Genomic DNA, 9,927 nt, shown 5'->3' on the forward strand with positions numbered 1-9,927 from the left:
GGCGCCGCTCCTCCTCGAAGGTGTCGAGGAGCGCCTCGCGAGCCCGGCCGCCCAGCACGGCGTCGAGCTTCCAGCCCAGGTTGTACGCGTCCTGCACGCTGGTGTTGAGCCCCTGGCCACCCGCCGGCGAGTGGACGTGCGCGGCGTCCCCGGCGAGGAAGACGCGTCCCTGGCGGAACGCGTCGGCGAGCGCGGCCCGCGGCCGGAAGTCCGAGGCCCAGCGCACCTGCGTCACGTCCTCGGGGGCGAGGTGCGTGCGGGCGGCGACGACCGACCGGATGCCGTCGAGCGAGAGATCGACCTCCGTACCCTCCGGGAACTGGGCCACGACCTGGAAGTCCGCCGTACCGGCCAGCGGGCAGACCGCGAGGAAGCCGGAGCCGTCGGCGGGCGGGAAGACGTGCCAGTTGTCGCGGTCGAGGCCCGTGATGCGGACGTCGGCCACCAGCATCGGGTGCGGGTCGACGGTTTCGCCGGCCATGCCGATGCCGAGGGCGCGCCGCACGGTCGACCGGCCTCCGTCGGCGGCGACGGCGTAGCGTGCGCGGAGGGGCGCGCCCGTGGCGAACGCGGCCGTCACCCCGTCCGGGTCCTGGGTGATGCCCACCAGCTCCCGGCCGAAGGCGACCTCGCCGCCCAGCTCGGCGAGGCGCGCGTGGAGGATCTCCTGTGTACGCCACTGCGGGACCATCCACGGCTCGCGGAACGGCGAGTCCTCGCACACGTCGCTCTCGTCGAACATCCGGTGCTCGCCCTGGCGGCGGCCGTCCTGCCAGATCATCCCGACCGGGTAGGGGCCGCCGGCCGCCAGGATCGCCTCCCCCACGCCGAGGTCGTCGAAGACCTCTCGCGTGCGGGGCTGGATGCCCTTGCCGCGCGAACCGGGGAAGAGGCCGTCGGCCCGCTCCACGACGACGGCGCGCGCCCCGCGCCGTGCCAGGTCGACGGCCAGCGCGAGGCCGGTGGGGCCCGCGCCGATGATCAGTACATCCGTGTCCATGACACTCTCCTTAACGTTGTTAAGTTCCGTCCCCCCAGAGAGTGGCCTTAACGCTGTTAAGCTGTCAAGCGTGACGACTCGCAGAAGCCCCCGACTGGACAAGAAGCAGATCGTGGAGACCGCGCTGCGGCTCCTCAACGAGGTCGGCCTGGACGGGCTCACCCTCCGGGCCATCGCCAAGGAGCTGAGCGTCCAGGCACCGGCCCTGTACTGGCACTTCCAGGGCAAGCAGGAGCTGCTCGACGAGATGGCCACCGAGATGTTCCGCCGGATGCTCGCGCGGGCGCGGATCGCCCCGGACGCCACCTGGCAGGAGCGGCTGCTGGCCGGTGGCCGTGACCTGCGCGCGGCCCTGCTCGGCTACCGCGACGGCGCGAAGGTGTTCAGCGGCTCCCGCTTCACTGGCACCGAGCACGCGGCGCAGCTGGAGGAGACCCTCGGCGCGCTCGCCCGGGCCGGCTTCACCCTGCCCCAGGCCGTCCGCGCCGCCACCACGATCTCCCTCTTCACCCTCGGTTTCGTCACCGAGGAACAGGGCGTCGAACCCGTTCCGGGCGAACGCCGGGACGGCTACGACGTCGAGGAACGCGCCGCCCGCCTGGCCGGCTTCCCGCTCGCCGCCTCCGCCGGAGCCGACCTCTTCCAGAACTACGACGAAGGCTTCGAGGAAGGGCTGCACCTGGTCGTCGCGGGCATCGCGGCGCGCTACGGCGCCGGCTGACGGACCATCCACAGCTCACGTCGTCATGGCCTCGGCGCCGACCCCCGTACCCGCCCTGGCCAGGGCGAACACCCCGGCGCAGATCAGGGCGAGGCCGAGGAACTGCGGCAGCAGCCACCACTGGGCCCGGAGGTGCTCCTCGTACAGCAGCACACCCAGCGCGACACTGACGCCCGCGTCGCCGAGGGTCAGCGCGGGCTGCGAGGCGACCAGCGGGCCGCCCTGCATGGCGTGTTCGAGGAGCAGCAGGGCACAGATGCCGCTCGCGGCGAAGGCGTAGGTCTCCCAGGTCGTCAGGAACGCGCCGATGCCGCCGTCCTGGAGCACGTGCATGGCCGACTTCATCAGGGCCGCCGTGAGCGCGTAGCAGACGGCGGTGGCCGCGCCGAGGCATCCGGCCCGCATCCGGCCGGGCGGCCGCCGCAGTCCGGCCGCGGCCAGCACGGCCACCGCCCCCGCGCACGCCGCCAGCGCCAGGGCCCACCGGTCGAGCGGGACGTGCGTACGGTTCCCCGCGGGCGAGGCGGCCACCAGCATGATGCCGAGTCCGGCCACCACTCCCGCCACGGCGAGCCACACCGCCCCCGGCAGGCGGCTCCGCGTCACCAGCGAGGCGATCAGCAGCGCGAGCGGCAGCTCCAGTACGAACAGCGGCTGTACGAGGGCCAGCGCGCCCGTGGCCAGCGCCACGGCCTGCCCCACGCCGGCCGCGATCACCGCGAGGATCCCGCCGACCCACAGCGGCCGCCGCAGCAGGTCGAGGACGAGCCCGAAGCGGAATCGGTCGCTCTGCGGCACGGTGAGCGAGGCCCGCCGCTGGAGGACGGTCGCGAGGGCGTTGCTGAGCGCCGCGAACAGCGCGAAGAGGACCGGCAGTACGAAGCCCATGCCCCGATCCTCACCGCGCCCGCCGCCGCTCCGCGCCGTGACACCGCCCGGTTCCCGCCGGGCGCCGTCCTTTCCCCCGTCCGGGTCCACGGGCGGGGCGGCCCGAGGGGGCCGGCGGATGGGGCGGGTCAGTCCAGGTACTCGGCGACGAGGTCGGCGAAGGCCTCCGGGGTGAGGACGGTGACGCCCAGCTCCTCGGCCTTGACGGCCTTCGAGCTCGGCTTCCCGGTCGGGGACGGCGCGCAGACCAGGTACGCGGTCTTGCTGTTGACGCCGCTGCCGGCCTTGCCGCCCGCCTTCTCGATGAGGGCGTTCATCTCGGAGCGCCCCATGGCCTCCAGCGGGCCGCTCATCTTCCCCGTCACGACGACGGTCTTGCCCGCGAGCGGGCCGCCCTCGGCGGCCGCCGGCTGCGGTTCCCGCATTTCCTGAGGTTCCGTCATGTTCACTCCGGCGGCGGCCAGCTTGTCGATGACCGGTGCCAGGAGGGCGACCTGCTCGACGATGACCGGAGCCTTCTCCCCGCCGATGCCCTCGACTTCCTGGAGCGCGGCGGCGTCGGCCTGCCTGATCGCGTCCATCGTGCCGAAGTGCGCGGCGATGCGGCGGGACATGCTGCGCCCGGTGCCGAGCACGCCGAGCGCGCAGAAGACGCGGCTGAGGGGGCGGGACGTGGCGGCCGTGATCTGCTCGGCCAGCTTCGCCCCGCGCTTGGCGCTGCCGGAGGCGGCGGTCAGCTGGTCCTCGGTGAGGGCGAACAGGTCGGCGACGTCGGTGACGTCTCCGGAGTCGATCAGGGCCCTCACGTACGTCCTGCCCAGGCCGTCGATGTCGAGCATGTCGCGTCCGGCGGCGTACTCGATCAGCGCGGGCAGCGCGCAGGCGGTCCCCTTCGCGCAGCGCCACCGCTCCTGGTCCTTGTTGATCTCCCCCTCGCAGCGCGGGCAGACCGTGGGCAGGGGCACCTCCGGCGCTCCGGCCGGGCGCCGGGCGACGACGGCGGCCTGGACGCGGGGGATGATGTCGCCCGCCTTGTAGACCGTCACGGTGTCCCCGAGGTGGAGGTCGCGGCGGCGGATGTCGGCGGGGTTGTGGAGGGTGGCGCGGGTGACCGTGGATCCGTCTATGTCGACCGGTTCGAGGAGGGCCGTCGGGGCGAGCACGCCGGTCCGGCCCACGTCCCAGACGACGTCCTTCAGTACCGTCTGCCGCTCCACGGCCGGGAGTTTGAAGGCGATAGCCCAGTGCGGGAACCTGCTGCCGGACCCGGCCGCGGCCTGCTCGGCCGCGTCGTTCGCCTTGATCACGACCCCGTCGATGCCGAACGGCAGGGCGGGGCGCAGCGCGGCGATCTCGTCGACCTTCCGCTGCGCCTCGGTGAGGGTCGCGACGACGTGCAGGCCGGCGGGCGTGTCGGCGGTGGTCCGGACACCGGCTTCGGCGACGGTGGCCAGGACCTCGGCGTGCGTGGCCGTCGGGGGCGCGAAGGCGACGCCGTCGAGTTCGACGGCCCCATAGGCCCAGAACGTCATCGCGAGCCGGTACGGACGGTCCTTCGCCCGCAGGGTGCCGGCCGTTCCGTTGCGGGGGTTCGCGAAGACCTGCGCGCCGTGGGCGGCACGGACCTCGTTCGCGGTCTCGAACTGCTGCTGGGTGAAGAGGACTTCGCCCCGGACCTCGAAAGTGGCGGGTACGGGCAGCCGCTCGGGCAGGCCTTCGATGGTGCCGATGACGTGGCTGACGTCCTCGCCGTGGCTGCCGTTGCCGCGGGTGACGATCTGGGCCAGCCGCCCGGCGCGGTAGCGGGCGGCGACGGCGGCGCCGTCCATCTTGGGTTCCACGGTGAACCCGCCGGCCGGCTCGTGGCCGAGTCGGCGCTGGAGCGAGGCGCCCCACGCCGTGAGGCCGGCCGGGTCGAAGACGTTGTCGAGGCTGAGCAGCCGGGTGGTGTGCGCGATGTCCCCGACCGGGGCGGCGCCGTCCCCGACGAGGCCGGTCGGGGAATCCGGGGCGGCCTCGTCGGGGTGGGCCTGCTCCCAGGCCAGCACGGCGAGCCGGAGCCGGTCGTACGTGGCGTCGTCCACGGGGCTGTCGCCGTCGCCGTAGTACGCCCGCGAGGCGTCGCGCAGGCGGGCGAGGGCGGCCTGGTAGTCGTCGCTGCCGTCCACGAGGGCGACGCCGGGCATGCTGGACAGCGCCTCAACGGCGGAGGGGATCATCATGTCTCTGATCATTGCGTACGGGTCTGACAACGCCGGGCGGCTGCGCACGGGGTGATCCCGCCCGGCCGTCCTGCGGATCGGCCGGTGCGGTCGTAGCCTGGCCACAGGTGGGCCTTCCGGATCGGACGTCCTTCGGGGCGGGCCGGCGGGGAGTTGTCGGGCCCCTGGAGGAAAGATGAGCATGCGCGAGTTCCTGGTCGAGATCACCACCACCGTCCCCGAGGGCACCGACCCGGCGGTCGTCGCGGACCGCCGCGCGGCCGAGGCGGTGCGGGCGGGCGAGCTGGCGGCCACGGGGAACCTCGTGCGGCTGTGGCGCCCGGTCGGTGAGCTGCGGAGCATCGGCTTGTGGCGGGCCGCCGACGAGGCCGAGCTGCACGAGAAGGTGCTCGGCACGCTGCCGCTGCGTCCGTGGATGACCCTGGTCGTCACCGCGCTGGAGACCCACCCCAACGACCCGGGCAAGCCCGAAGCCTTGGCGTGACCGGGAACCGGACCACCGGCTCGGTCAGTTCTTGACCGGCCACTCCAGCGGTTCCTTGTAGAAGCCCCGGGTCAGCTCGACCGCGGCGGCCTTCTGGTTCGCGGGGATGAGGAAGGCCGTGCAGATCTGCTCCGACTGACCGGGCGTCAGCTTCTTGCCGCTCTCCGCACTCGGGCAGTTCGGCCACTTCGCCCTCCCCATGAACACGAAGAGGGCCTTGGTGCGCTGGCCCGTGTCGGTCCGCATGACCAAGTCGTCGTCCATGTCGCCGAGTTCCATCGCCGGGCCGCTCTTGTGGGTGAGCGTCGTCCAGACGAAGACCGGGATCTCCGGACCCTCGGCCTCGTCCTTCTTGAGCCCGGAGTTGTCCATGTCGGCCTGGGTGCCGGTCTCGACGCGGGTGGGGGTGACGGTGAACTTCGCCCCGTCCGACGTCGTCCTGTTGCTGTCCTTGAGGGGGCTGGCCTCACCCAGGCCGTACGTCTTCTTCTCCGCGGCCGGCGCCGAGCTCTTCGCCTTCACCGCCGAGACCGGGTTGTTGCAGCCGGTCAGGGCAGCGGCCAGCGCCACCGCGCCCACCGCCGCCGGAACAGCACGAATCCACGGACGCACGTCTTGCTCGCTTTCCCCGTTGCTTGCCACCCGCCCGGCCCGAGCCGCACGGGCAGTGCCGGGCCACCTTCATCACGGCCCGCGGCAACTTCCCGGGGGCGGCGCTCCTCCCCCGCCGTGCGGGGGGGGACGATCACGAGGATACGCCGTCGTCCATGTCCGTGATCACCCGGACGGCCCCGGACCAGCGATTACGCGACTACGCAGGTGCGCGATCGAGGAAGGTCAGCGTGGTCGACGCGAAGTGGTCGGGCGCGTCGAGCCAGGGACAGTGGCCCGCTCCGGGCTGGACGGCGAGGGTGGCGTTCGGGAAGAGTTCCGCGAACTCGGACACCGTCCGGGGAGGGCTGTTCAGGTCGAACTCCCCGGCGAGGAGGAGTACGGGGGCCGTCACGGCGGCGAGGGCCGCGCGGGTGGCCTGCGGGTCGAAGGCTCCCTCGGCGCCGAAGAGGGCGACGACCTCCGTGTCGGCCGGCTGCCCGGCCGCGTGGTGTTCCCGCGCCGCGGCGTCCCACCGGCCGTAGAGAAAGGGGGCGATGGCCTCCCAGTCGCTGCCGGTTCCGGCGCCTTCGGTGATCGCTTCCAGGGCGGCGAAGGCCTGCGGGAACCAGGGCTCGCCCATCCGGAGCAGCGCGACTTCGCGTCGCGTCTCCCCGGAGATGGCGATGCCGACGGCCCGGACGCCGGGGCCGACCATGACGAGCTTGCCGACGCGCCCCGGGTACCGGGCCGCGTACCGCGTCGCGAGGTTCGCGCCCGCCGAGTGGGCGAGTACGTCGGTCCGGGACAGCCCGAGGTGTTGGCGCAGGGCCTCGACGTCGTCGACCTGGCGGTCGCAGCGGTACGAGGTGGTGTCCGCGGGGATCGCGGAGCGGCCGGTGCCGCGGAGGTCCAGGAGGATCAGCCGGCGGTGCGCGGACAGGCCGCCGAGGTCGCCGAGGTAGCGGGAGTCCGCGGGGCCTCCGGGGAGGCAGACGAGCGGGTCGCCGTCCCCGGTCACGTGGTAGGCGAGCCGGGTTCCGTCAGGTGCGGTGAAGGTGGGCATGTCGCGGATCCTGCCAGCCATAACCAGGTTATACAACCAGGTTATGACGGGCTGGCCGACCGGGTGTATAACCGAGCCATGACAGGCGAGGACGACGCGCGGCAGAGCCACCGGCCGCTGACCGAGGAACAGGCGCGGCGGATGCTCGCGGACATGAACGAGGTCATCCGCGCGGGCGAGGAGATGCGCAAGCTGCGCACCGAGATGATCAGGGTGCTGGTCGGGCTGGGCTGGACCCAGGACAGGATCGCCCGGCTCACCGAGATGAGTCAGCCCGCCGTGTCCAAGCAGGTGACGAAGTACAAGGCGGGCGAGGTTCCGCCCCCGATGGAGCTCTCCCTCGACCAGGACGACGCCCCGTGGCTCGAAGGCCGCCTGTGGGGCCTCGCCGAGGAGATCTCCGAGACCTGCCGGGGCGCCGCCCGCTGCACGCGGTACGTCGACGCCCTCGCCCGGGGCAAGAAGCGGTTCACGCCCCGGAACGTGGACGAGCTGAGGCGGGCCGTCGAGGAGGATCTGCGCCTGCGGCGGGCGGAGTTCCCCGGCGGGTACCAGGACGCGTACGACCGGATCAGCCGCGGTCTCGACGTACCGGCGAAGACCACCGACACCCCCGCCCCCGCCTCCGTGCGGCGCGCCCTCGCGCACCGGATCCAGCGCGACCGCCTCGGGGGCGATGCCTGAGCCCCCCCCGCTCACTCCCCGAACATGTCGCGCCGCCAGGCGGGCCGGCCGATGAGGATGCCGCCGTCCACGGGGAGGGTCACGCCCGTGATCCACGCGGCGTCCCGGGAGGCCAGGAAGGCCACCGCCGCCGCGATGTCCGCGGGCAGGCCGACCCGGCCGAGCGGATAGTGGGCCGCGGCGGCTTCCAGGCCCGACTCGCGCCCCGACCAGGCCTCGGTGCGTACGGTGCCCGGGGCGATCAGGTTCACCCGGACGCCGCGGGGGGCCGCGTGGCCGGCGAGGGTGCGGGTCAGGCCGGCCAGGCCCGCCTTGGCCGCGCTGTAGGCGTGGTTGCCGAAGTCCTGTTCGCCGTTGACGGAGCCGATGCTGACGATCGCGCCCCGGCGGTCGGGGGCGGCCGCGAGGTGCGGGAGGGCGGCGCGGGCGCAGCGGTAGGCGCCGGTGAGGGTGATGTCGAGGTCCCGCTGCCAGGTCTCGTCCGACTCGTCCTCGAAGAGGGCGGCGTCCGCGTGGCAGGCGTACGCGTTGTTGACCAGCACGTCGAGGGTGCCGAAGGTCTGGACCGCGTACGCGACGGCCGCCTCGACCGAGGCCCGGTCGCCCACGTCGCAGTACAGCGCCTCCGCGCTGCCGCCCGACTCCCGTATTCCGGCCGCCGCCTTCTCGGCCCGGTCCCCGTCCACGTCGGTGACGAGCACCCGCGCACCCTCCCCGGCCAGCCGCCGGGCGGTGGCCTCGCCGATGCCGCGGCCCGCGCCGGTGATCAGTACGCCGTACCCCTCGAATCGCCTCATGGGCGGCTCACTACCCCGTGACCAGGGAATCCGAACCGGAAGGCCGCAGCAAGGGCAAGAGCGCGGACAACAGCGCCGGCACCCGTAACCCAGCCCCGGATGAATCGTTTCTCTCTACGTCGCAGATATCCACCCGCGTCCCCCCGCGGCATCAGCGGCACGACGGTTCGAGGGGCCGGGGACTCCATCACTCCCCGGCCCCTCGAACTCCCCCGCACGCGACGCGGAGCACGCGACGCGGAACGCCGCCGTGCCTGACCCCGCCGGACCCGGCCCCGCCCCTAGGGTGGGGGGGAGTGCGAGGGAGATCGGGGAGAGCATGACGGCGACCGACGGGGCAAAGGGCGGGCGGGAGTTCTTCGACATCCCCGCGGAGGTGTCGTACTTCAACGCGGCCAGCATCGCCCCCACCCTGACCGCGTCCCTGGAAGCCGGGCGGGCGGCGCTCGCGTGGCGCGCCAGGCCCTGGGAGATCCGGGTCGAGGACTGGTTCACCGGCGCCGAGCGGCGCCGGGAGCTGTTCGCCTCGCTGATCGGCGCCGACAGCGGGGAGATCGCCCTCGTCCCGGCCTCCAGCTACGGATGCGCCACCGCCGCCGCCAACCTCACCGTACGGCGGGGCCAGGAGGTGGTCGTGCTGGACGGCGAGTACCCGTCGGGCGTCTACACCTGGCGCCGCTGCGCCGCCGAGCGCGGGGCCGAGCTGCGCACCGTGTCCCGCGGGCCGGGGCAGGGGTGGACCGAGGCCGTGCTGGAGGCGATCGGTGAGCGGACGGCCGTGGTGTCCGTACCGCAGGTCCACTGGACGGACGGGGCCTTCCTCGATCTGGTGGCGGTATCGCGCGCCACGCGGGCGGCCGGGGCGGCGCTGGTGATCGACGCCAGCCAGTCCGCGGGAGCGATGCCCCTCGACGTCCGCGAGATCCGCCCCGACTTCCTGTTCGCCGTCGGGTACAAATGGCTGCTCGGGCCGTTCGGGCTGGGCTACCTCTACGCCGATCCCGCCCATCACGGCGGCCGGCCGCTGGAGGAGAACTGGATCCTGCGCAAGGACGCACAGGACTTCTCCCGGCTCGTCGACTACCGCGACGCGTACGAGGACGGCGCCCGCCGTTTCGACGTCGGACAGCGCACCGAGTTCGAGCTCACCCCCATGGCCATCGCCGCGCTGGAGCGGATGAACGCGTGGACCCCGGCCGGCGTCGCCCGTGCCCTCGCCCGCCACACCGTACGGATCGCCGACGCCGCACGGGCCGCGGGCTGGTCGGTGCCCGAGCCCCACGGCCCCCACATGTTCGGCATCCACCTGCCACCCGGCGTCCGTCCCGGCCTGATGGCGGCCCTGGAGGAGCGGCAGGTCCACACCGCCGCGCGCGGTGACGCCCTGCTCGCCGAGATCACCGGCCGCAGCCCGCACCTGGCGCCGATGGCCACCAACTGCGCGGCCCCGGACACCGGGAACATGGAGCTGCTG

General features: G+C 73.4%; 10 protein-coding genes. 4 read left to right on the plus strand and 6 right to left on the minus strand.

Translation table 11 applies throughout. The features are described 5' to 3' along the window. Positions 1-1,000 (minus strand): FAD-dependent oxidoreductase (locus ACFV0Q_RS31780; RefSeq protein ID WP_385010017.1); only part of this gene is annotated, 1,000 nt, incomplete at its 3' end. A 70-nt stretch (positions 1,001-1,070) separates the two neighbouring features. Between ACFV0Q_RS31780 and ACFV0Q_RS31785 the strand changes: the two genes are divergently transcribed. Then, on the plus strand, positions 1,071-1,721 hold the full coding sequence (locus ACFV0Q_RS31785; protein WP_385010019.1) for a TetR/AcrR family transcriptional regulator C-terminal domain-containing protein: 651 nt from the start codon (positions 1,071-1,073) through the stop codon (positions 1,719-1,721). A 15-nt stretch (positions 1,722-1,736) separates the two neighbouring features. Here the strand turns inward: ACFV0Q_RS31785 and ACFV0Q_RS31790 are convergent, their stop codons facing one another. Further along, positions 1,737-2,609, minus strand: coding sequence for a DMT family transporter (locus ACFV0Q_RS31790; RefSeq protein WP_385010021.1), 873 nt, complete (start codon positions 2,607-2,609; stop codon positions 1,737-1,739). Between the two features lie 128 nt (positions 2,610-2,737). After that, positions 2,738-4,828 carry an NAD-dependent DNA ligase LigA gene (ligA, locus tag ACFV0Q_RS31795; RefSeq protein WP_385010031.1) on the minus strand — a complete coding sequence of 697 codons (2,091 nt, stop codon included), beginning with the start codon at positions 4,826-4,828 and terminating at the stop codon, positions 2,738-2,740. Between the two features lie 184 nt (positions 4,829-5,012). Here ligA and ACFV0Q_RS31800 point away from each other — a divergent pair, with 184 nt between their 5' ends. Continuing rightward, positions 5,013-5,315: a muconolactone Delta-isomerase family protein gene (locus ACFV0Q_RS31800; protein ID WP_385010032.1), complete on the plus strand. Its 303-nt coding sequence runs from the start codon at positions 5,013-5,015 to the stop codon at positions 5,313-5,315. A 24-nt stretch (positions 5,316-5,339) separates the two neighbouring features. On the opposite strand, the gene ACFV0Q_RS31805 is transcribed toward ACFV0Q_RS31800, so the two are convergent. After that, on the minus strand, positions 5,340-5,927 hold the full coding sequence (locus ACFV0Q_RS31805) for a hypothetical protein (protein ID WP_385010023.1): 588 nt from the start codon (positions 5,925-5,927) through the stop codon (positions 5,340-5,342). A gap of 199 nt (positions 5,928-6,126) precedes the next feature. Then, a complete protein-coding gene (locus ACFV0Q_RS31810; RefSeq protein WP_385010034.1) occupies positions 6,127-6,972 on the minus strand; it encodes an alpha/beta fold hydrolase in 846 nt (281 codons plus the stop codon). Between the two features lie 78 nt (positions 6,973-7,050). Here ACFV0Q_RS31810 and ACFV0Q_RS31815 point away from each other — a divergent pair, with 78 nt between their 5' ends. Continuing rightward, positions 7,051-7,656 carry a sigma-70 family RNA polymerase sigma factor gene (locus ACFV0Q_RS31815; RefSeq protein WP_385010025.1) on the plus strand — a complete coding sequence of 202 codons (606 nt, stop codon included), beginning with the start codon at positions 7,051-7,053 and terminating at the stop codon, positions 7,654-7,656. 11 nt (positions 7,657-7,667) lie between these two features. On the opposite strand, the gene ACFV0Q_RS31820 is transcribed toward ACFV0Q_RS31815, so the two are convergent. Further along, on the minus strand, positions 7,668-8,453 hold the full coding sequence (locus ACFV0Q_RS31820) for an SDR family NAD(P)-dependent oxidoreductase (protein ID WP_385010027.1): 786 nt from the start codon (positions 8,451-8,453) through the stop codon (positions 7,668-7,670). A gap of 319 nt (positions 8,454-8,772) precedes the next feature. Here ACFV0Q_RS31820 and ACFV0Q_RS31825 point away from each other — a divergent pair. Beyond that, a partial coding sequence (locus ACFV0Q_RS31825; RefSeq protein ID WP_385010029.1) for an aminotransferase class V-fold PLP-dependent enzyme occupies positions 8,773-9,927 on the plus strand: 1,155 nt, incomplete at its 3' end.

Source organism: Streptomyces sp. NPDC059564 (assembly GCF_042735575.1).
Lineage (GTDB): Bacteria > Actinomycetota > Actinomycetes > Streptomycetales > Streptomycetaceae > Streptomyces.